Source organism: Pseudomonas sp. KU26590, from assembly GCF_026153515.1.
Taxonomy (GTDB): Bacteria; Pseudomonadota; Gammaproteobacteria; order Pseudomonadales; family Pseudomonadaceae; genus Aquipseudomonas.
Map to the genome: position 1 here is coordinate 1,337,082 of NZ_CP110644.1, position 21,526 is coordinate 1,358,607.

The following is a 21,526-nucleotide window of genomic DNA, read 5'->3' on the forward strand; positions in this document are numbered from 1 at the left end:
CCTGGAGCGGCATTCCCACGGGGACCGTGGGAATGATCATCACAGTGAGGTTATCCCTTCCACACCTGCGCATTCACCAGGTCCTGCGGTTTCTCGCCCAGCAGCGCGGCGCGCAGGTTGGCGTAGGCGCGGTCGGCCATGGCCTGGCGGGTTTCGTCAGTCGCCGAACCGACGTGGGGCAGCGTGACCGCGTTGCTCAGGGCGAACAGTGGCGATTCAGCCAGCGGCTCTTTTTCGTAGACATCCAGGCCGGCGCCGCGAATCGTGCCGTCCTGCAACGCTTTGATCAGCGCCGGCTCGTCGACGATCGGACCGCGGGCGATGTTCACCAGAATCGCGCTCTTCTTCATCAGCGACAGCTCGCGAGTGCTGATCAGGTGCGTGGTCTTTTCGCTGAGCGGGACCACCAGACAGACGAAGTCCGACTCGGCCAGCAACTGATCCAGCGTGCGGAATTGCGCACCCAACTCTTGCTCGATGGCGCTCTTGCGGCTGTTGCCGCTGTACAGGATCGGCATGTTGAAACCCAGACGACCCCGCCGCGCGACTGCCGCGCCGATGTTGCCCATGCCCACGATGCCCAGCGTCTTGCCGTAGACGTCGGTGCCAAAATGCGGCGCCTCGATGCTGCGTTTCCAGTGCCCGGCTTTGGTGTAGGCGTCCAGTTCGGCGACGCGGCGGGCGCTGCTCATGATCAGCGAGAAGCCCAGATCGGCGGTGCTTTCCGTCAGCACGTCGGGGGTGTTGGTCAGCATGATGCCGCGTTCGCTGAGGTAGCCGACGTCGTAGTTGTCGTAGCCGACCGAAATGCTCGACACCACTTCCAGCTGCTTCGCGTTCTCCAACTGCTCGCGCCCCAGCTTGCGACCGGCGCCGATCATGCCGTGGCTGTGGGGCAGGGCTTCGTTGAACTGCTGGTTCAGATCACCCTTTTTCGGGTCGGGGATGATCACGTTGAAGTCTTGCTGCAGGCGTTCGGCCATTTCCGGGGACACGCGGCTGAAGGCAAGGACGGTCTTTTTCATCGGATAGCTTCTCTCGGAAGTTCAGAAGGGCATTGCGTAGCACGCTAACATTCTTGCCGAGGGATTGGCGAGGCAGAGGGATATGTGGCCCGTTGCGGCGGAGCGTTAAACCGTCGCCGGCAACACATGGGTCTGCAGGTCCGCTTCATGGGCCGCCATGATTTCCGGCAGGGAGCCGCGCAAGTACTCCACCCAGGTTTTGATCTTCGCATCCAGGTACTGCCGCGACGGATAGATCGCGTACAGGTTCAGCTCGTGGGACCGGTACTGCGGCAGAACACGCACCAGCGAGCCATTACGCAACCCTTCGATGGCTGAGTAGATCGGCAGAATCCCGATGCCCATGCCGCTGCTGATCGCCGCCTGCATGGCGTCGGCCGAATTCACCAGAAACGGCGAGTTGCCGATGGTCACGGTTTCCTGGCCTTCGGGGCCGTCGAACGCCCACTTTTCCAGCGGGAACACCGGGCTGACCAGACGCAGGCAAGCATGATTGAGCAAATCAGCCGGCCGGTGTGCCATGCCGAACGCTTTGATGTAGGCGGGCGATGCGCAAACGATGCTGTACGTGATGCCCAATCGCTGGGAGACGAAGCCCGAATCCGGCAGCTCACTGGCGAGCACGATAGACACGTCGTAACCCTCTTCGAGCAGGTCCGGGACGCGGTTGGTCATGGTCAGGTCGAACGACACGTCCGGGTGATTGCGCCGATAGCGGGCAATTGCGTCGATGACGTAATGCTGGCCTACGCCGGTCATCGAATGGACTTTCAGCTGCCCGGCCGGGCGCGCATGGGCGTCGCTGGCTTCGGCTTCTGCTTCTTCCACGTAGCCGAGAATCTGTTCGCAGCGCAGCAGGTAACGCTTGCCCGCTTCAGTCAGGGCGATGCGTCGCGTGGTGCGGTTGAGGAGGCGGGTTTGCAGGTGGGCTTCGAGGTTGGAGACAGCGCGCGAAACGTTTGCGGTGGTGGTGTCCAGTTGAGCAGCGGCAGCGGTGAAGCTGCCCGCTTGCGCCACGCAAGTGAAGGCGCGCATGTTTTGCAGAGTGTCCATTGGCCGTTCTCAGGTGAGATGGCAAATTGTGACATGAAGTAACTGATCCATGTCAGCCATACCAAAGGATTATCTCCGGTTGCGTAACAAAGATTCGCAGAAGTCCCGGCTTATCGCCGGGCTAGACGCCCCCTAGAATCCCCGCATCATAGATTCCCCTCCATTCAGGTAATTGCAGCAGTGCCGCGTCGTCTCGTCAGAGGGCTCAAGCCCCTCATTGTGTGGGCTTTAACGTTACTCATCAGCGGCTGCATCGGAACTGGCGGAATCGCCCCTCAAGGCACAGCGTTGTCGCCCGACGCGCTGGCCACCGACGACGCCATCAAGGCGGCCGACAAAGACGCCCACTGGCCGGCCGGTCAGTGGTGGCGCGCCTATGGCGACGAACAACTCAATCGCTGGATCGAACTGGCCGCCCTCGGCAGCCCCAGCCTGGCGATCGCTGCGGCGCGGGTGCGTCAGGCCAAGGCCATGGCGGGCATCGCGGAATCGGCTGAATCCCTGCACATCTCCGGCGACAGCACGCTGAAACGGCACAACTGGCCGACGGATCAGTTCTACGGCCCGGGTGAGCTGTCGAACACCAGCACGTGGGACAATAACGCCTCGCTGGGCCTGAGTTATTCCCTAGACCTGTGGGGCCAGGAGAGCAATCACTCCGAACAGGCGCTGGACATGGCGCACATGAGCGCCGCCCAGGAGCGTCAGGCGCAGCTGGAATTGCAGGACAACCTCGTCCGCGCTTACATCCAGCTGTCGCTCAACTACGCCCAGCGTGACATTGCCGAAGCGACCCTCGCGCAACAGCAGCAAATCGTTGACTTGGCCCAGCGTCGCCTGAAAGGCGGCATCGGCACCCATTTCGAAGTCAGCCAGGCCGAAACTCCGCTGCCCGAAACCCATCGCCAGATTGACGCGCTGGACGAGGCGATTGCTTTGAGCCGCAACCAGATCGCGGCGCTGGCCGGCAAAGGACCGGGCGAGGGCGCGAGTCTGCAGCGCCCGACGCTGTCGCTGAACGCCGCGCTGAAGTTGCCCTCTGCGCTGCCTGCTGAATTGCTGGGGCAGCGTCCGGATGTGGTCGCCAGTCGCTGGCGGGTGGCGGCGCAAGCGCGGGGCATTGATGTCGCTCATGCCGGGTTTTATCCGAACGTCGATCTGATGGGCAGCCTGGGTTACATGGCCACCGGCGGCGGCATGCTGGAATTCCTCGCTGGCAAGAAATTCAACTACAGCGTGGGCCCGGCGATCACCTTGCCGATCTTCGACGGCGGGCGTTTGCGTTCCGAATTGGGCGTGGCGTCAGCGGGTTATGACGAAGCTGTCGCCCAGTACAACCAGACCCTGGTGATGGCGCTGAAGAGCATCTCCGATCAACTGATTCGCCGCGAGTCGATGGACAAGCAACAGCAGTTCGCCGATCAGTCGGTGGCCGCCGCGCAGAAAACCTACGACATCGCGATGATTGCCTATAAACGCGGCCTGACCGATTACCTCAATGTGCTCAACGCCCAGACGCTGTTGTTCCATCAGCAACAGGTGCAGCAACACGTCCAGGCCGAACGCCTGACGGTGCACGCGGAATTGGTGGTGGCGCTGGGCGGCGGGTTGATGGCCGGTAATGATTCGCCTGCGCCGGAAAGGACCGCTGCGCCGAAAACGCCGGTGTCATTGGCGGTGTTTGATCGGTGAGCCAGATGATCATTTATCGCGTGGACGGGCCCCATCGCGGGCAAGCGCGCTCCTACAGTGGAATGTGTTTGCCCGATAACGCGCGATCGGACATCGACATGGGTGGGCCTGCCGAAACGCAATCCTTAGCCTACGCGGACGGGCCTGCCGAAACGCAATCCTTTGCCTACGCGGACGGGCCTGCCGAAACGCGATCCTTTGCCCACGCCGATGGGCCTGCCGAAACGCGGTCACCTGTAGGAGCGCGCTTGCCCGCGAATGCGTCGGATCAGCCACCACAGGGCTTGAATTGAGATGGTGCGATCCCTGAATTGGCTCAAATCCCTCGAATGGCGTCGTGGCCTCAACGATTGGGCGCGCAGCGATGGCGTGACCTGGATCTATATCTGCAAGGTGCTGACCGCGGCATTCCTCACGTACTGGATCGCCATGCGCCTGGAGCTGCCGCAGCCGCGCACGGCCATGATCACCGTGTTCATCGTCATGCAGCCCCAGAGCGGGCAGGTGTTTGCCAAGAGTTTCTACCGTTTGCTCGGCACGCTCGCCGGCTCCGTGGTGATGGTCACGCTGATGGCGCTGTTCGCGCAAAACAGCGAGTCGTTCCTCGGCAGTCTGGCGATCTGGGTCGGCTTCTGCTGCGCCGGCGCCGCGCGCTATCGCAACTTCCGCGCCTACGGATTCGTGCTGGCCGGCTACACCGCCGCAATGACCGGGCTGCCCTCGCTCGCGCACCCGGACACCTCGTTCATGGCGGCCATGTGGCGGGTGCTGGAAATCTCCCTCGGCATCGTCTGCTCGACATTGGTCAGCGCCGCGATCCTGCCGCAAAGCGCCGGCGCGGCGATGCGCAACACCTTGTATCAGCGCTTTGGCACCTTCGCCCAATTCGTCATCACCGGCCTGCGCGGTGAAAGCGATCCCGCCTCGTTCGAAGCCAGCAACGTGCGCTTCATCGCCGACGCCGTGGGGCTCGAAGGCCTGCGCGCGGTCACGGTATTCGAAGACCCGCACATGCGCCGCCGCAACGGCCGCTTGAATCGCCTGAACAGCGAGTTCATGACCATCACCACGCGCTTCAACGCCTTGCATCAACTGCTCGAACGCTTGCGTCGGCGCGGCGTGACACCGGCGGTTCAGGCCATCGAGCCGGGCCTGAGTGCGCTGACTCGGTTGCTGGAGCCCTTCGCCGGGCGCGCGCTGACCAACGCCGACGCCGCGCTGCTCGCCAACCGCTTGAGCGTGTACAAGGCTGACCTGCCCGAGCACGTGCGCAGCCTGCGCGCCGAGTTCGTCAGGACCGAGCCCAGCGACGATGACCTGCTGGATTTCCACACCGCGTATGAGTTGCTGTATCGCTTTGTCGACGACATGCACGACTACGCCCAGACCCATGCATCCCTGGCCGATCACCGCCATGCGCGGGAGAAATGGGTCGAGCCGTTCGTGTCCACCACCAGTTGGCTGTCTTCGTTGGCATCCGGCATGCGCGCGACGTTTATTCTCGCCGTGATGTCGGTGTATTGGGTCGCGACGGCCTGGCCGAGTGGTGCGTCGATGACCCTGGTATCTGCTGCCACCGTGGCGCTTTCCGCGACAACGCCGAACCCCAGGCGCATGTCGTTTCAGATGGCGTGCGGGACCTTTTTGGGTGCGGTGCTGGGGTTTTTCATCACCTTTTTCGTGCTGCCGCGCATCGATGGTTTTCCCTTGCTGTGCATGGTGCTGGCGCCAGTGTTCGTGCTCGGCACCTTCCTGACCACACGGCCGCAGTGGGTCGGATATGGGCTGGGGCTGCTGATTTTCTTCAGCATTGGTTCGGCGCCGGACAACCTCACGGTCTACAACCCTTACGCCTTCATCAATGACTACATCGCCATGGTCCTTGGCATGCTGCTGTGCGCGGCGGCGGGGGCAATCATTCTGCCGCCGAACAGTCGCTGGTTGTGGCAGCGGCTGGAAGGGAATCTGCGTCAGCAAGTCAGTTTTGCCATCAGCGCGCCGCTGCGCGGGATTCGCTCCAGCTTTGAAAGCCGCACCCGCGATCTGATGCATCAGGCCTATGGCCTGGCCGCCGGCAAACCCGAAGTGCAACGCAACCTGCTGCGCTGGATGTTCGTGGTGCTGGAGATCGGCCACGCGATCATCGAGCTGCGCCGCGAGCAGGACATTCTGCCGGTACACCCGAGCTATGCCGAATGGCAGCCCTGGCGGCAGGCGATTCGCGGCATGGGCCGCTCGTTGATTCGTCTGTTCATCCAGCCCGATCGCCACAACCTGGCGCGCAGCCTGTCGGCCGTCGATCACGCCATCGTCTGCGTGCAGAACACCGACGAGCCCTTCGCGCCGCACTTCGACACTTCGGCGTTGCGCCGGGTGAAAAGCTACCTGCACTTTATTCGTACCTGCTTGCTGGACCCGCAATCGCCGCTGGCGGGCGTTCAGTCAGAGCAGGTGGCTTTGGTCTCGCCGCAAGGACAACTCAATGCCTCGTGAACTCGCCTTCCACGGCGTTTACATGCCGACCGTGACCGTCATGTTTGTGGTCGCCATGGTGCTTCCCTGGGCGCTGGACCGCTTCATGTCCGGGCTCGACCTGTACCGTTTTTTCTGGCATCCGGCGCTGCTGCGTCTGAGCCTGTTCAGCTGCATTTTCGGCGCCATGGCGCTCACTGTTTACCGTTGAGGCACATTGGTTGAGATGAAAAAGCTCTTCAGTCTGATCGCGACTTTGTTGATTCTGGCCCTGGCCATCTGGATCGGCCGGCTGCTGTGGATTCACTACATGGACACGCCGTGGACCCGCGACGGTCGGGTGCGCGCCGACGTGATCAACGTCGCTGCCGACGTCAGTGGGGTGGTGATCGATGTGCCGGTGAAGGACAACCAGCCGGTGAAAAAAGGCGATCTGCTGATGCAGATCGACCCTGAGCATTATCAGCTGGCGGTGAAGCAGGCCGAGGCCATGGTGGCGTCGCGCAAGGCCACGTGGGAGATGCGCAAGGTCAACGCCAATCGTCGCAAGGACATGGACGCCCTGGTGATTTCCGCCGAAAGCCGCGAAGACGCCAGCAATGTCGCAACCTCTGCCCAGGCGGATTATCAACTCGCGGTTGCCCAGCTCGACGCCGCGCAACTGAACCTGCAGCGCACCAAAGTGCTGGCGGCGGTGGACGGCTATGTCACCAACTTGAACGTGCACCGCGGCGACTACGCGCGCATCGGCGAGGCGAAGATGGCCGTAGTCGATATGAATTCGTTCTGGGTGTACGGGTTCTTCGAAGAGACCAAGCTGCCCCACGTCAGGATCGGCGATCCGGCGGACATGCAGTTGATGAGCGGCGAAGTGATGAAGGGCCACGTCGAGAGCATCGCCCACGCCATCTACGACCGCGATAACCCGGAGAGCCGCGAGCTGATCGCTGACGTCAACCCGACGTTCAACTGGGTAAGACTGGCCCAGCGCGTGCCCGTGCGCATTCACCTGGATCACGTGCCGGAAGGGGTTGTGCTGGCGGCAGGGATTACCTGCACGGTGATTGTGAATCCCGAAACGCAAGATTCAACGCGATAGCACGTTGAGCTGCGCGGTACGCCAGATGTGTCGCGCCGGAGGATGTAGGAGCGTGGCTTGTCCCGCGATCTGTTGCGCAGCGACAGTAATAACAGTGAATGCAGTGCATCAGTTATAACCGGGACGCTTGGTCTTGCTGGCGCTTCGCGCCAGTTCGCGGGACAAGCCACGCTCCTACAGAAGCCGGCGGTGGCAGTCAGTATTTTTTATCCAGCTTGAAACGCTTGCTCAGAATCCATTCGAGCAAGGCCTTGGGCAGCAGCCGTTCCATCAGGGGTAGCGCGCGGCTGCCGTTACCGGATCGCAACAGACGCGGTGGATGGCGACGTTGCACAGCGGTGAGCACGTCGCGGGCAAAGTCGGCGGCGGGTGTCGGATTGCCCTGGGATGCATTGGCCCGGGCGCGGATGCCTTCACGCCACGGCCACCACGGCGAGTTCTCGTGAATCACCTGCTCGGCCTCGTGGCTGGCGTTTTGCGCAAAATGGGTGTCGATGGCGCCAGGCTGGACTTCCATCACGCGGATCCCGAAGGGCGCCAGTTCCATACGCAATGCGTCGGTCATGGCATGGACGGCGGCCTTTGAGGCGCAATACGCGCCAGCGAACGGCGTCACCAGCACGCCTGAAACGCTGCCGATATTGACCACCAATCCCTTGTTGCGGCGCAGCATTGGAAACAGCGCGCGCGTCACGCCGACGACGGAAAACACATTGGTCTCGAACTGCCTGCGCACGGCCTCGACGCCGCCATCCAGCAGCGGGCCAATGCCGCCGTAGCCTGCGTTGTTGATCAACACGTCGAGCCCTCTGCCGTGCTGATCAAGCTCGGTGACCAGCCGATCAATCCCGGCGCTGTCATTGACGTCCAGCGTCACAGCACGGAAACCTGACGCGGTCAGCGCCTGCACGTCCTCCGGTTTGCGTGCGGTTGTCCAGACTTCATGGCCCGCCGCTTTGAAGGTATCCGCCATGGCGCGGCCGATGCCGCTGGAACATCCGGTGATCAACATCACAGACATGGTTCAGTCCTTGAAAAAAGAGAGGGGCGGCACTCAGCCGGAGAACGTGCCTTGCAGGCGTTCGGCACGAAACTCCAGGGTCTGCGGGCGATAACCCGGGCGCAGCGGCGGCATTGGCAGACAATCTTGCCATTGGCTGCCGGGCAACAAGTCACCCGGCCCGCGATAGCGCGGCGAGGTGTAAGTGTCTTCGGCCAGGTTGACGGTATCGCCCGGCGCGTAGGCCGCGATCTTCCAGCGCAGCTCGGTGAGGGAAACCTTATTGCCGTTATCGATCAGCACCAGCAACGGGCGACCCGTCGGGCATTGCTGCGGGGCATAGTTCACGCGCATTTGCAGGCGCTCAAGGCGCTGCTCATCGCGGCTGTCTTCCCAGACCACAAACGCCGCCACGACGCCCAACCCAACCGCTGCTGCCAGGGAAACGGGCAGGGCCTTGGAGGGGTAGCGCAGGAGCAGGACCAGCCAGGTGAACAGGAGTACGGCGCCGAAAATCATCGTGTCGATCTCGCGATTACAGATGCGGGCATCGTACCGAAAGGGGAGGGGGTTGAGCTAATGGTGGTTAAGTTGATTTAGATTCGCTGGTATGGAACGCACAAAAAAGCCCCCGAAAACCCTCTGCGGATGGGGAATACGCAGAGAGCTGACGGGGGCTAGTACTACTCGGTAAAGCGGTATTAACGCGCGATGGTCTGGGTCTTCACGCCGGCTTCGATGCCTGGGGTGGAGCGGCCGTAGACGTCTTCGAAACGTTCGATGTCGTCTTCGCCCAGATAGCTACCCGACTGGACTTCGATGATTTCCAGCGGGATCTTGCCCGGGTTGCGCAGGCGGTGAACCGAGGCAATCGGGATGTAGGTCGACTGGTTTTCGGTCAGCAGGAACACGTTGTCGTCGCAGGTGACCTGAGCGGTACCCGATACAACGATCCAGTGTTCAGCACGGTGGTGGTGCATCTGCAGCGACAGGCTGGCGCCCGGCTTGACGGAAATGCGCTTGACCTGGAAACGCCCGCCCATGTCCACGGAGTCGTATGAGCCCCACGGGCGATAGACTTCGAGGTGGTTCTGGGTTTCGCTGCGGCCTTGCTCGTTCAGTGTGTTGACCAGTTGCTTGACGCCCTGAACCTTGTCTTTGTGGACGATCATCATGGCGTCTTTGGTTTCGACGACAACGATGTTATCCAGGCCGATCACGGTGACCAGTTTGCCGTTGCCCTGAATCATGCAGTTGCGGCTGTCCTGAATGACGACATCGCCCTTGGCAACGTTGCCGTTCTCATCTTTGGCGTGTACGTCCCACAGGGATCCCCAGCAGCCAACGTCGCTCCAGCCCGCATCCAGTGGAACCACGCACGCGCGCTGGGTTTTTTCCATGACGGCGTAGTCGATGGAGTTGTCCGGGCAGCAGGCGAAGCTCGCCTCGTCCAGGGAAATGCTGTCGCCTTCCTGCTTGCTGCGCTCGAGGGTCAGCAGGCAGTTGTCGTAGATGTCCGGATCGTGCTTTTTCAGCTCTTCCAGGTAACGGCTGGCGCGGAACAGGAACATGCCGCTGTTCCAGTAGTAACCGCCGGCCTGGACGAACTCCTGGGCGCGTTGTTCATCGGGCTTTTCAACGAACTGCTGCACGCGGCTGACGCCTTCCGGCAGCAAGGCATCGGCGGTGGACTTGATGTAGCCGTAGCCGGTTTCAGGCTTGGTCGCCGGAATACCGAACAGCACCATTTCGCCGCGTTCTGCAGCAACAGTGGCCAGGGCCAGTGCGCGCTGCAGGGCCTTCTGATCTTCGATGACGTGGTCGGCTGGCAGAACCAGCATCAATTCATCGCGACCTTCGTTGGCCAGCATCATCGCGGTGATGGCAACGGCAGGCGCAGTGTTGCGGCCAAACGGTTCCATGATCACGGCCTGAGTTTCCAGACCCAATGCGCTGAGCTGCTCGTTGACGATGAAGCGGTGATCCTTGTTGCACACCACAACCGGGTGCTGCATGCCGTCGAATTGCAGGCGCTCGACGGTCTGTTGGAACAGAGTGTGTTCGCCGGTCAATGCAAGGAACTGTTTAGGAAACTGTTTACGCGAAAGAGGCCAGAGTCGGGAACCGCTGCCACCTGACAAGATCACTGGAATCATTTTGTTTCTCCGTTAGCAAAAATCGTTCGAATGGGCTGTAGGGCTTTTCGGTCTTTCTGGTTTTTGTCTTGCATCGCCCGGCGCCCTCCTGGCTGTCTGCTTGCTCCGCAGTGCCTGACGCCGAACGCTTAATCCCGTAAATCCGTGGCTGCGCGCGGGTGATCACGCGCGCTGCCTGCGGCCTCTCGGCCAGTATCGAATGTGTTACTGAGTGCCCGTCGGGCGCTTGACCCAGACTGGCGACAGGCTGCTGCCGCTGCCGGTGACGTAGAGCACGGCGGCTTCACCGCGCTCCAGTGCAACGGGCTTCAGGTCAGCCACTTTCTTGTCGCCGTCAAACAGCGCGAAGCTGACTTTGACCGGGTTGATTTCGCGCTCGCCGGTACCCTTGGCAGACACAGCCTTGACCACGTCGGTCTTGCCGTCAGCGGTTTTCAGGGTCAGCGCCTTGTCGCTCAGGTTCTGTACGCGAACCAGGGACTTCTGCTTGTTCTTGAACGGCGGCTCTTCAACCAGTTGCGCAGCACCTGAGGTGTTGTTGACGATGGTGTAGTAGTGATCGCTGGCCAGTTTCACCGGCAGCGACTGGCTGCCGACTTTGGCGGTGTAGTCGCCCTGCGGCATGAAGCCGAAGTCGCTGCTGGCCAATGGGCCGATTTCGTTGAGGCTGGTGTTGCCGACGCTGGCGGAGATTTCGCTGCTGCTGGCGTTGTACACACGCACGAAGGTCGAGCCTTTTGGTGCGGTCGGGCCATAAAGAGCGGCGTCGCCACCGGCGAATGCGGAAAGGGATACGAAGCCCAGGCTCGCGGCCAGCACGCAGGTTTTCAGCAGGTTGGTTTTGCTCGAACGAACTGGCATTGGGTTCTGCGAAGTCATTGTGAGTAGTCCTCTCAGTTTTGCGCCCGGTGGGGCGACTCGGAGTTGTTGGCGTTGTCCGCCAGATTCTGTTGGGGGTCACGGGCCTTTTTGAGTTCAGCGATCCACTGTGGGTCGAACTCGGTCAGGTCGTTGTGAGCGGGCAGGTAGCGTTCCGGGAATTCCCAGATCAGCACCTGCGGGGGGCTGCTTTTGAAGGCGTCGGTCTGCAGATACTTGAGCATCGGCAGGATCGGGCCATGGCCGTCTTCGGCGTAATTCACGACGTCTGTGTGCAGGGCCTGCTTAAGCGCACCGGCGAAGTTCCAGTTGGGGTTGGCGCTGTAGCTGGTGCCGACCAGACCCACGGCAACCGAGTTGTCCGCGAACAGGGCGTCACCGCTTTCTGCATTAGCCTGAGCCGGGTTGGTGCTGCGCTGTTGCAGGTCGTCCGGCTTGGGCAGCAGGTTGCTGAACAGCGGATCCAGCGGCAGGAAGTTGGTCAGATCGCCCTTGTAGGGTTCGGTCGTCTTGGCTTCGGTGACGAAGTTCTGCGGTTCAACGTTCAGCGGCACTTGCTTGCTGATCACGTCACCCAACTGTTGAGCAACGATTTCCGCGCCCATCGGCGTCCAGTGAGTGTCGGTGCGCAGGAACACCTGGCCCTTCTCCTTGGCGCTTTGCAGCGGAGTGAGCAGATCAGGGGCAAGGATGCCGGCCTGATTCACTTGGGCGTGGAACTGCTGATACAGGTCGGTGTGGACCGTGGCTGGTTTGTTGTCACCGACGTGCTCCGGGTACAGACGGGTCTTGGCCGGAATGATCGCCAGCACCAGCTGGGTGCCTTGCTTTTTCAGGGTGTCACGCACGCCCTGAATGATCGCCAGGTTGTCCGCCTCGTTCTGCTCGCTATTGGCAACGGCGTCGAATTCTTCGTCGGTGTACAGCCACTGGTCTTTGCCCAGGATCACGCCCGGACGACCTTCGTTGAACACCTTGTAGTCCAGCGCCGCCCAGAGGTTGGTGCCCAGACGCTTGATCGGAAATGCTTCGTCGTAATGGGTTTCCACTGCCTTGGCCCATTGACCATTGAGCACAGTGGTTTCCTTCGACGTAGAGAACCCGACGAAGCTGCGCAGCGACCACAGGCCCAGCACCAGAAGGATCGCCAGGAACAGGAAGATGTAGAGGAAACGTAATGAACGGGTCATGTCAGGCTCCTCAGAACTGGAAGTAAAGGAACGGCGAGAAACTGGCCGCCGAGAGTTTCAGGATCGATGCAACGAACATCAGCAGGATCAGGGCGCGCATGACATAGCGCGACCAGTCGACGGTCCAGTAGGCAGGCTGAACCTGCGCTTCGGTGCCGACGATGTAACCCGGTTGATGAATGCTGCCCGGCTTGTCGCCCGGCACGGCCTTGATCAGGCCTGGCTCGGCAGCGGCAGGACCATCGATTTGTACAGCCTTGTCGGTCGGCTTGGCTGGAGCACGGTTGCGGTAGAAATCACGCAGGCCGAAGAAGGCGAGGGTGATGTACGCCACGACCAGGGTCGCCACTTGCAGGCCGGTGAGGCTGGCGCGGTTGAGTTCCGACAGGCCCAGATCGCTGAAGCTGAACATGGCGCCGTACATGCGGGCGGCAACGTGCAGGTTTTCCGAGCGGAAGATGACCCAGCCCATGACCACCAGCAGGAAGGTGAAGGCCCAGCGAACGACGTTGAACGTGCGCGGCGCGGTGTTCAGGCCAATGGCTTTTTCGATTGCCAGCCACACACCGTGCCAGGCGCCCCAGACGATGTAAGTGATGTTGGCGCCATGCCACAGACCGCCCAACAGCATGGTCAGGAACAGGTTGCGATAGGTCGCGACCTTGCCGCCACGGTTGCCGCCCAGCGTGATGTAGAGATAGTCACGCAGCCAGGTCGACAGGCTGATGTGCCAGCGACGCCAGAACTCGGTGATCGACTGGCTGATGTAGGGCTGTTTGAAGTTTTCCATGAAGCGGAAACCCATCATCAGACCCAGGCCGATGGCCATGTCGCTGTAGCCGGAGAAGTCGAAGTACAGCTGAGCGGTGTACGCCAGCGCGCCAAGCCATGCGTCACCCGTGGTCGGGTTCTGCAGGGCGAAGCAGTGGTCGGCGACCACTGCCAGGGTGTCGGCAATAAAAACTTTCTTGATGAAACCCTGCATGAACCGCGTGCAGCCTTCGGAGAATTTGTCGACGGTGTGCGTGCGGTTGTTGAACTGGTCGACCAGGTCGCGGAAACGCAGTACCGGCCCTGCAATCAGGTGCGGGAAGATTGCCACGAACGCCGCAAAGTCGATGAGGTTGCGCGTTGCCGGCGTATCGCCACGGTAAACGTCAATGATGTAGCTGATGGACTCGAAGATGTAGAACGAGATACCGATCGGCAGCAACACATGGGTGAGGATGAACGGCTCAAGACCGATCGACGTCATCATCGCGTTGATGCTGTCGACGCCGAAGTTGGCGTATTTGAAATAGCCGAGGATGCACAGGTCGACCGCCACACCGAGCAGCAGCCAACGCTGTGCCGGCTTGGTTCTGACCCCGGCATCGCCTACGCGCAGCCCGATCCAGTAGTTCCACAGCGTCACTGCTGCGAACAGTGCCAGAAAGTCCACTCGCCAGAACGCATAAAACACGTAGCTAGCGACCAGCAGCAGCAGGTTGCGATAGCGTTGCCCGCTCAGGTAGTACAAGCCGAGAAACACCGGCAAGAACAGGAACAGGAACACGTTGGATGAGAAAACCATCCTTTATCTCTCCATTTGTCCAACATCAAGGGCCGAAACCCCCCAAACCCCCCATGAAAAATGGAGGGGTGAAACGTAAATCCGAACGACCGACGCCGATTCTGTAGGAGCGCGCTTGCCCGCGATCAGGCCAGTACATCCGACACAGTCATGTCGTCTGGAAAATCGCTTTCGCGGGCAAGCGCGCTCCTACATTTTCACGTGGAGGCTCTTACGAACCGCCCTTGTCACCCTTCTCATGGGTCGGGTCATAAGTGCGGGTCAGGTCGCCGCCGAGGCGGAAGTTCTTGAACGGCTGCATCTTGTGTTTCTGTTCAAGCACGTCCGGGCCGCAGTCATACAGCGAGCAGTAGGGTTCCAGCCAGGCGAATTTCATGTCGGTTTTCAGATCCGTCATGTCTTGCTTTTCGCCATCGCGGGCGGCGAATTCGCTGCCTGAGTTCTTCACGCCAGCCAGCACGCGATCACCCAGACGCTTGAGCGCACCGTTGTTTTCCTGACGCAGATCGACACCGTTGGCCTGGGCGAAACTCGCGATCATGGCCAGCGGCGGGAGCGCATAGTTGTGGTACGCCAGCGCACGCTGTTTACGCTTGAGTTCGTTCGGCAGGAAACCTTGCGGGTCCACCTGATTGGCGCCGATCTTGAATTCCTTCACCGACCAGTCGAACAGGTCCTGGCGATTAGTCGCCACTGCCGTGGACATCACGGCCCAGGCGGCCCAGTACGAGTGGTTGTTAGTCTTGTCGAGCGGCAAATTGTTCCAGTCGCTGACCACGTGATCCGCCAGTTTGCTGAACCAGGCTTCAATGACCTGCGCTTCCTGCTGGCGGGTGGCCAAAGGGTGCGATTCGGAAAACTTCAGGCGCAGATAGGCGGATGACATGCTGCCCAATGCCCATTTGCGCATCGACTTGCCAGTGTGGTTGAAATCGGTGGACTCCAGCGCATCGGCCTTGGCCCAGGTGGTCAGCATGTTCAGCGCGCAATCGAGTTGCTCGGGCCGACCGTCACGCATGTACTGCATCACCACTTTGCTGGTGGCGCGCTCCATGTTCGTGATGTCTTTGGTCGCATCACGGAAGGCCTCTTCGGAAGCGACGTTCAACGTGGCGCGGGCCTTGTCCGAGCCTTCGTATTTGCTGCGAAACTGCAGCGGGCCGGTGTAGGGCTGCGGTGCCGCATCACAGTTGAACTTGCCCTGACCCGTCTTGAATTTCTCGACACCCTCGTAGTAACCCTGCGGCGGCACGAGTGTCGACGCAGCGCTGGCGCCGGTGGCGAACAGTGCCGAAGACATCATCGCCAGCGACAGAAGGGTAGGGAGCATCAGTTTTGGAGTGTGCATAAGAGCCTCATAACCCGGCTTGCGCGGTTTGATGCGCGACATTCGGGAACACGTTGCGTTTGCATACTTTCGCTTCGACCTGCTGTGGCGCAGCGCCCGCTTCCGGACCCTGCAATTCCAGTGCGAGCAATTGCTGGTCAGCCCAGTCTTTGTCATCGCGCAGTTCGAAGGAGAAGCGCCCGTCGGTTTCAGATGTTTCAGGTTTCTCGATCTTCAAATCTTCGTGACGACCGTTCATGTACCAGAGGCGCGCCTGAAGGGTTTTCACCGAGTTGTCGGCGAACTTGATATCGATCTGATTACTGCCGTTGCGCACATCCTTGATGCCGTTTTTGCCGTTGACCAGCAACTCGTTGATCCCTGGTTTGAGGGTGGTGCTGGCGCTCATGACCGCCGGTTTGCCTTCACAGCCGTTGTCCAGCAGCGACATCATCTGGCGATAGATGGTCTCCTGGTCCAGGCGATAAAGCGGCGAGAATTCCCAGATGAGAATCTTCGGTGGGTGTTTCTGGAAGTCTTCGCTGCCCAGGTACTGCAGCATCGAACCTTCGAGGCCGCCGCCGGGGAAGGCGACGTTCAGCACATCAGCACCCATGTATTCCTGCAAAAAGCCGGAGAAGTTGTAGTTCTTCCCGCTGTGACTGGTACCGACCAGCGTGATTTCCGGGTTGCCGGAGTCACCAAACAGGTCGCCGTCGGCAGCTTCGCCTTTGGGTTCCGTCTCAAACTGGTCCATGTACTGGATGGCGTAACTCGTGCCGCACAATTGACCGGCCATATTGTGAAGAGTGCCCTTCTTGCCCATGCGACCTGACAGGTGGGTCTCGAACTCACGACGCGGAACGCCTGCAAACGCCTGCATCTTCTTCACGGAGTCAGCGACGATTTTCGCCGTGCGCTGAGCGCCATAGGGCGTCCAGTGCTGGTCACCGCGGAAGTAGAAATCGTGGGCCTGTTGCTCGTTGGTCAACGGCGACAGGTCCGGCACGGTGTAGCCCATTTTCGCGAAACGACCGAGCATGGCCTGGTAGTTGCGCAGCGCGGTGTTGTAGTCGAACTTGTCGCGCTCGGCCGGGAACAGCTTGTTGCGATCAACCAGGCCCCGCGTTGGCTGATAAACGACGACGAGCTCTACACCCTTGCTCTTGAAAGCGTCGTGCAGCATTTGCATGCGGCGATAGCCTTCAGGCGTGGTGTCGAATTCGGTGCGCAGGTCTTCACGGGTCCGGAACAACCAGTCACCCTGGGCCTGAACCAGCGTGGTGAAGTTCTGTTGGTAGCGGCTGACGTAGTTTTTTTCGTCGTGCGCTTCAGGGCACAGACTGCAGCAAGGCTCGGCCGTGAAGCTCGGGGCAGTGGTGTCCGCTGCGTACGCGCCATTGCTGGCGGCGAACAGTGCAGCGGTCAGGCCCGAGAGGCTGAGCAGTTTGATCAAATGTGCGTGCATAGAAATAGCTTCCTCAGTCCCGGAGTTGTTTCTGGCTTTCGACCGGGTCGATCAACACGGCTTTCTGCTGGCGCACCAGCAGATCGAGGATTTCGTCCTGACGTTCGCCCATGACACCGTTGAAGGTGATCCCGCTGGATTTGGTCGGTGCGAGCATCGAGACTTTGTACAGCTCGACGCTCAGGGGCGAGTCGATGGACATCGGGCCTGAACCGTTGGAGGTCAGTTCGCCGCCGACCAGGATCAGCGAGACTTCGGCATCGAACGGGTCGAGCTTGATGTCGCGGTCAGTGTCCGACAGGTCCTTGATGTGGCCGTAGACCCCCATCAAACCGTTACCGATGGCCAGGTTTTCATACAGCTTGATGTTGGTGCTGTTGCGCACCCGGATGCCGTGACGTTTGTTGGCGAACACGCGGTTGCCCCACAGCAGGTTGTCGGCACTCTCATACAAGGTGATGCCGTCGGTGTGGTTGCGGTAGATCTCGTTGTAGGCCACCAGGTTGTTCACGCTGTTACGGTCAAGGACGATGCCGGACAGGTGGTTGTCGTAGCTTTTGTTGTTGATGATGAAGCTGTCGTTCACCTCACGGGAGACGATGATCCCGTGCTTTTTCTTGGTCCCGTACACCGTGTTCTCGGCAATGATCAGACCGTGGGAACGGTCATGGGGGTCGATGCCGTAGATGATGTTGTCGTGGTAGGTGCTGCCCTTGACCACGAAGTCACGGGTCTCATAACAGTAGAAGCCGTACCACATGTCCGAGAAGTCTGAATTGACGATCCAGCCGGTCGGCTCGGCGCGGTTCATCTGCGCCTTCATGTTCGGCGTGTACTGGGAAATACTGATGCCGTACGACTTGCTGTTGTTGTAACCCAGGCTCGCCACTTTGGTGTTGAACATGTAGGTCTGGGTACCGCCCCAGGACAGCAGGAACGGGCGGAATTCCTTCGGCGACTTATACGTCGACGGGCCGTTGGCTTTCTCGTTCCAGCCGGTCAGCTTGGTGTCCGACATGAACAGCAGGTTGTCGTTGACGATGAACGCACCGGCGTCCTGAGACAGGCGCAGCTCGGTGGTCTTCTTGTCGATTTCAAAGATGCCATTCTTGCCGACGACGATCGGCAGACGTGCAAGGAACACGCCCGGCGAGGTTTCGCTCAGGTACTGTTTAGGCACCTTCTTCGCCAGCTCCTGCAGCGTCATGTAGCCGTCTTCGATGAAGATGGCCTGTGGAATCCCGTGCTGACGGGCTACCCATTCGGCCATCTTGTTGTCACCGCCGACGAACTCCTTCAGCGAGTCTTCCAGCATCATGCGCTTGATCGCAACCTTGCCCGGCTTGCTGCGCACGATCTTTTTCTGCATGGCCTGCAGGGTGTACCCCGAGAGGTCAGGCAGTTTGGGTTTGTCCATCAACAGCGGCTCGATAGGCGGACTGGTGATGGTGTAGGTCTTGGCCTGATGCAGGCCCTTGACCACCACTTCCTTGTTATCCGCCGGATGCGCCGCAGGGGCGGGAACCGGCAACGGACTGTTGGCCATGGCCGCAGTGCTGGCGAGCAGCAAGGCGCTGCTCAGCACAGCGCTTTCCAGCAGGGCATAGGGCCATGCCCGGTGACGCAATCTGCTTGCTTGACTGTTCATCTCATTGCACTCCTATCGCGGCTTGCATCAGAAGCGCCAGATGACGTCGACGATGGCGCGGTGCATGTATTCGTCTACACCGCTGTGGTACGCATCGCCCGGTTTGAACACGCCCGCACGCAGACGTATCAGCGCCGACGGTTCGTCGAACGACTGGCTTACCGCAGCCGGCAGCAGGCCTTGCTTGAAGTACTTGGTGACGACAAGGTCCATTTCCTGGCCCAGGTCCTTGCGGCCGTCTTCCAGCGGCAGCGAGGCGAACGTGCTGACGCCATCGGCGTCGACGTTTTCCTGAGCCGGATTGATACCCGCGCCGCCGATGCCCGAATGGCCGTCGACGCGACGGAACTTGTGGTAGATCAGCGAGGCGTCGTACTCGTCCTGCATCTGCCAGGACGCGAACAGCGAGCCGGACTCTACGTTGGCCATTTCGCCCTGGAACGCTTCACCGAAGCGATGCACCCGCGAGCGGGTACCGGTCCAGTTCGAGCGGTTGCTTTCCAGACCGTTCTGCTCGTAGTTCTTGCTGGCGCGGGAGTAAGCGCCGCCCACTTGCCACATTGGGTCCAGACGGAAACGCAGCCCCAGGTCGGTCGCCCAGCCGTTGACGTTTTCGTTGTTCTTCTCACCGGCCACGTACTGATCTTCAGCAGCGTTGTAGGTGGTGCCGATGCGGTCGCGATCGCCGGTCAGCCAGGTCAGGCTGCCCCAATAGTTGACGGTGTTCAGGTTGCGGTAGTTGTACGCGTCGCTGTTGGCCTGCAGACCCAGCCAAGTCAGGTCGCCACGCGAGGTCTTGTCCAGGTCGTCGATGGCTGAGCCCTGTTGTTTCAGGCTGCCGCCGTCATGACTGTGGTGTGCACGAACGCCAGCCCATTGGCCTGGCGTCCACTGGTATTCCACATCGCCATAAAGGTGCGAGCGATCCTTGTCCTGTGCCGACAGTTCGGTCAGGTCGGTGCGGTATTCGCTGAAGCGCTGGGCGGCGCCCACTTCTGCCTTGAGCAGGGTGGTGTCGAAGGTCCAGTTCACCGCTTCGATGTTGGTGTCGTGCCACTGACCGTCGTCATTGCGCAGGCGCTGACGACCGACTTTCAGGATCTCGCCAGGGTAAGGCGTGAAACCGCTGTAGCCGATCCAGAATTCGCGCAGGGCAGCGTAGCTGTCATCCACTTTGCGGCTGCTCGACGTGCTGCGTGAGCGTTGGGCGCTTTGGCCGTTGGCGTCAGTGACCTGCTGATCCAGCGGGTCGGTCTGAATGGTGTCGGTAGCGGTGACGACCTGGCCCATCGCGTAACCGCTCCAGTTGCCCCACTCGCCATACGCCCATGGACGCAGATCCAGACCGACACCGTTGACGTCGCCACCGCTACGGGTGCCGAGGTCACGGTCGTCTTCCATCTGGCCGGTCGCTTTGACTTCGATGCCGAAATTCTGAGTGTCGGTCAGGGCTGCCAGCGTCGGCGTGGCCCAGATCAGGGAGAAACCCAGGCCGAATCCGGCCGCCATCAGAGGGTTCAACTTAAGCTTCATAGAGGTGCGTCCCCGCCGTCTTTTTCTTCTTGCAGTGTCTGCAAGGCCAACGCGTTTTGCGCCGTTGTGCCGCGGACCTGCTGTTCTCGCTGGAGAAGACTCTGCGCCTGAGCGCGCTTCTCAGGCGGCAATTGTTCGTTCAGTTGTTGCACAAGATCCGTCGCTTGCGGCGTGCCCTGAGCCAGTGCGAGCTGACCGAAGACCCATGCGTTGACCGGATCAGGCTTGATGCCTTTGCCTTGCGAGAACAACTGCGCGAGGGCGAAGTCGGCGCTGTTCTGGCCACCGCGTGCGGAGGTCAGTAACTGGTCGACAGCTTTCTGCGGCTCTGGATGGCCCAGATAACCCCGGCGGTACAGCTGACCCAGGTAGTAATGCGCGGAGATTTGCGTCGCAGCGGCCTTGGTCAGGTGCTCTTCGGCTTTCTTCGCATCCGGCAAGACCAGCTTGCCTTCGTAATACAGCTTGCCCAGCAGCAGCTCGGCGCGCGGTTGATCCGCAGCACGGCCGTTGTCCAGGTATTCCATCATCTTGTTGACGTCACCCAGCTCGGGGAAGTCGTACAGCAACTGCGCCAGGCTGACCCACGAAGCGGGGTAACCGGGGGCGACGTTCTCCAGCAGCGACTGCGCGGTCTTTTCGTCCGGCTTGCCGAGGGTCGAATCGCCCAGCACGCGAGCGACGCTGTCGACACGCATGGCAGGCACGCTGCCCATGGCGTAGCCACTTTGCATTTGCTGGATCAACGCAGCCTGTTTGTCGGCTTCGCCGCGCTTCTGGTAGACCGTCGCCAGCTCGGTGTAGCAAACGTCAGTGGTGTGCAGCGCTTGCTTGCAGATGCTTTCAACGTCAGCCAGATGCTGATCGTAAGTGCCTTGGGTGCGATATAGCAGCACCTGGGCCAGCCCCGCTTCCGGGTAACCGGTGGCGCGCCATTCGTTGATCTTCTGCTGCGCGTTCACGTTCGGGAACGTGTGCGGGTATTGCAGATAGAGCATCGCCAGCGGGATCAGCGTGCCGGCTTCGCCATTGGCGAAGGCCTTCTTCAACAGACCTTCGGCTTCACGTTGCTCGGCTTCGGTGGAGTTCGGCTTGACCGCCAGCAACTTTCCCAGACGCGATTGCGCCCGAGGCGAAGTGGCGGCTGCGGCACGGTAGGTTGCCTCGGCCTGCTTGATCAGCTCCGGGTCGCGGGTACCCACCTGGATATCCGCGAGACCGACCTGTGCATCGCTATAGCCCAGGTCCGCCAGTTGCCGATAGTTTTGCTCCGCCAGCGCGGTGTCGCCGCGTTTCAGGGCTTCGTTGGCCAGGCGCTGATCGGGCAGGCCGGCACAGCCGCCCAAACCGATAGCGATCGCCAGGCTCAACAATGTAGGGGCTGACAAGCTTCGTAGTGGGCTAGCCATGT

General features: G+C 60.8%; 17 protein-coding genes. 4 read left to right on the forward strand and 13 right to left on the reverse strand.

Annotation, left to right across the window (positions count from 1 at the left end):
- Window positions 1-50: 50 nt before the first annotated feature.
- A complete protein-coding gene (locus OKW98_RS06075) occupies window positions 51-1,025 on the reverse strand; it encodes a 2-hydroxyacid dehydrogenase (protein WP_265388366.1) in 975 nt (324 codons plus the stop codon).
- A gap of 105 nt (window positions 1,026-1,130) precedes the next feature.
- A complete protein-coding gene (locus tag OKW98_RS06080; protein ID WP_265388367.1) occupies window positions 1,131-2,078 on the reverse strand; it encodes a LysR family transcriptional regulator in 948 nt (315 codons plus the stop codon).
- 180 nt (window positions 2,079-2,258) lie between these two features.
- Here OKW98_RS06080 and OKW98_RS06085 point away from each other — a divergent pair, with 180 nt between their 5' ends.
- The 4 genes from OKW98_RS06085 to OKW98_RS06100 all read left to right on the forward strand — a co-directional run bounded on the left by OKW98_RS06085 (window position 2,259) and on the right by OKW98_RS06100 (window position 7,341).
- Window positions 2,259-3,770: an efflux transporter outer membrane subunit gene (locus tag OKW98_RS06085; RefSeq protein ID WP_265388368.1), complete on the forward strand. Its 1,512-nt coding sequence runs from the start codon at window positions 2,259-2,261 to the stop codon at window positions 3,768-3,770.
- A gap of 294 nt (window positions 3,771-4,064) precedes the next feature.
- Complete coding sequence (locus OKW98_RS06090) at window positions 4,065-6,263, forward strand: FUSC family protein (protein ID WP_265388369.1); 2,199 nt, start codon at window positions 4,065-4,067, stop codon at window positions 6,261-6,263.
- Window positions 6,253-6,453, forward strand: a complete 201-nt coding sequence (locus OKW98_RS06095; RefSeq protein WP_265388370.1) for a DUF1656 domain-containing protein — start codon at window positions 6,253-6,255, stop codon at window positions 6,451-6,453. Before OKW98_RS06090 ends, OKW98_RS06095 begins: the two co-directional genes overlap by 11 nt.
- A gap of 15 nt (window positions 6,454-6,468) precedes the next feature.
- Entirely contained in the window at window positions 6,469-7,341 is an 873-nt protein-coding gene (locus OKW98_RS06100) for an HlyD family secretion protein (RefSeq protein WP_265388371.1), read from the forward strand.
- Between the two features lie 196 nt (window positions 7,342-7,537).
- On the opposite strand, the gene OKW98_RS06105 is transcribed toward OKW98_RS06100, so the two are convergent.
- The 11 genes from OKW98_RS06105 to algK form a co-directional block, all read right to left on the reverse strand.
- Window positions 7,538-8,362: an SDR family oxidoreductase gene (locus OKW98_RS06105; RefSeq protein ID WP_265388372.1), complete on the reverse strand. Its 825-nt coding sequence runs from the start codon at window positions 8,360-8,362 to the stop codon at window positions 7,538-7,540.
- A gap of 33 nt (window positions 8,363-8,395) precedes the next feature.
- Complete coding sequence (locus OKW98_RS06110) at window positions 8,396-8,860, reverse strand: multidrug transporter (RefSeq protein WP_265388373.1); 465 nt, start codon at window positions 8,858-8,860, stop codon at window positions 8,396-8,398.
- A gap of 182 nt (window positions 8,861-9,042) precedes the next feature.
- Entirely contained in the window at window positions 9,043-10,497 is a 1,455-nt protein-coding gene (locus tag OKW98_RS06115; protein ID WP_265388374.1) for a mannose-1-phosphate guanylyltransferase/mannose-6-phosphate isomerase, read from the reverse strand.
- Between the two features lie 204 nt (window positions 10,498-10,701).
- Window positions 10,702-11,358, reverse strand: a complete 657-nt coding sequence (locus OKW98_RS06120; RefSeq protein WP_265389660.1) for an alginate O-acetyltransferase AlgF — start codon at window positions 11,356-11,358, stop codon at window positions 10,702-10,704.
- Window positions 11,359-11,390: 32 nt separating this feature from the next.
- Entirely contained in the window at window positions 11,391-12,566 is a 1,176-nt protein-coding gene (locus OKW98_RS06125; RefSeq protein ID WP_265388375.1) for an alginate O-acetyltransferase, read from the reverse strand.
- Window positions 12,567-12,576: 10 nt separating this feature from the next.
- Window positions 12,577-14,139 (reverse strand): MBOAT family O-acyltransferase, encoded by a 1,563-nt coding sequence (locus OKW98_RS06130; RefSeq protein WP_265388376.1) that lies wholly within the window; start codon window positions 14,137-14,139, stop codon window positions 12,577-12,579.
- Between the two features lie 211 nt (window positions 14,140-14,350).
- Window positions 14,351-15,487 (reverse strand): mannuronate-specific alginate lyase, encoded by a 1,137-nt coding sequence (locus OKW98_RS06135; protein WP_265388377.1) that lies wholly within the window; start codon window positions 15,485-15,487, stop codon window positions 14,351-14,353.
- A gap of 7 nt (window positions 15,488-15,494) precedes the next feature.
- Complete coding sequence (locus OKW98_RS06140) at window positions 15,495-16,934, reverse strand: alginate O-acetyltransferase (protein ID WP_265388378.1); 1,440 nt, start codon at window positions 16,932-16,934, stop codon at window positions 15,495-15,497.
- Window positions 16,935-16,947: 13 nt separating this feature from the next.
- On the reverse strand, window positions 16,948-18,582 hold the full coding sequence (algG, locus tag OKW98_RS06145) for a mannuronan 5-epimerase AlgG (RefSeq protein WP_265388379.1): 1,635 nt from the start codon (window positions 18,580-18,582) through the stop codon (window positions 16,948-16,950).
- A gap of 27 nt (window positions 18,583-18,609) precedes the next feature.
- The gene (locus tag OKW98_RS06150; RefSeq protein WP_265388380.1) at window positions 18,610-20,115 is read right to left on the reverse strand and encodes an alginate export family protein; all 1,506 of its coding nucleotides are present in this window, start codon (window positions 20,113-20,115) and stop codon (window positions 18,610-18,612) included.
- Window positions 20,112-21,524 carry an alginate biosynthesis TPR repeat lipoprotein AlgK gene (gene algK, locus OKW98_RS06155; RefSeq protein ID WP_265388381.1) on the reverse strand — a complete coding sequence of 471 codons (1,413 nt, stop codon included), beginning with the start codon at window positions 21,522-21,524 and terminating at the stop codon, window positions 20,112-20,114. The genes OKW98_RS06150 and algK overlap by 4 nt, the downstream gene beginning before the upstream one ends.
- Window positions 21,525-21,526 lie beyond the last annotated feature (2 nt).

Coding starts and splice junctions, on each gene's coding strand:
- OKW98_RS06075 (WP_265388366.1), bottom strand. CDS start 1,025: ATGAAAAAGACCGTCCTTGCCTTCAGCCGCGTGTCCCCGGAAATGGCC.
- OKW98_RS06080 (WP_265388367.1), bottom strand. CDS start 2,078: ATGGACACTCTGCAAAACATGCGCGCCTTCACTTGCGTGGCGCAAGCG.
- OKW98_RS06090 (WP_265388369.1), top strand. CDS start 4,065: ATGGTGCGATCCCTGAATTGGCTCAAATCCCTCGAATGGCGTCGTGGC.
- OKW98_RS06095 (WP_265388370.1), top strand. CDS start 6,253: ATGCCTCGTGAACTCGCCTTCCACGGCGTTTACATGCCGACCGTGACC.
- OKW98_RS06100 (WP_265388371.1), top strand. CDS start 6,469: ATGAAAAAGCTCTTCAGTCTGATCGCGACTTTGTTGATTCTGGCCCTG.
- OKW98_RS06105 (WP_265388372.1), bottom strand. CDS start 8,362: ATGTCTGTGATGTTGATCACCGGATGTTCCAGCGGCATCGGCCGCGCC.
- OKW98_RS06110 (WP_265388373.1), bottom strand. CDS start 8,860: ATGATTTTCGGCGCCGTACTCCTGTTCACCTGGCTGGTCCTGCTCCTG.
- OKW98_RS06115 (WP_265388374.1), bottom strand. CDS start 10,497: ATGATTCCAGTGATCTTGTCAGGTGGCAGCGGTTCCCGACTCTGGCCT.
- OKW98_RS06120 (WP_265389660.1), bottom strand. CDS start 11,358: ATGCCAGTTCGTTCGAGCAAAACCAACCTGCTGAAAACCTGCGTGCTG.
- OKW98_RS06125 (WP_265388375.1), bottom strand. CDS start 12,566: ATGACCCGTTCATTACGTTTCCTCTACATCTTCCTGTTCCTGGCGATC.
- OKW98_RS06130 (WP_265388376.1), bottom strand. CDS start 14,139: ATGGTTTTCTCATCCAACGTGTTCCTGTTCCTGTTCTTGCCGGTGTTT.
- OKW98_RS06135 (WP_265388377.1), bottom strand. CDS start 15,487: ATGCACACTCCAAAACTGATGCTCCCTACCCTTCTGTCGCTGGCGATG.
- OKW98_RS06140 (WP_265388378.1), bottom strand. CDS start 16,934: ATGCACGCACATTTGATCAAACTGCTCAGCCTCTCGGGCCTGACCGCT.
- algG (WP_265388379.1), bottom strand. CDS start 18,582: ATGAACAGTCAAGCAAGCAGATTGCGTCACCGGGCATGGCCCTATGCC.
- OKW98_RS06150 (WP_265388380.1), bottom strand. CDS start 20,115: ATGAAGCTTAAGTTGAACCCTCTGATGGCGGCCGGATTCGGCCTGGGT.
- algK (WP_265388381.1), bottom strand. CDS start 21,524: ATGGCTAGCCCACTACGAAGCTTGTCAGCCCCTACATTGTTGAGCCTG.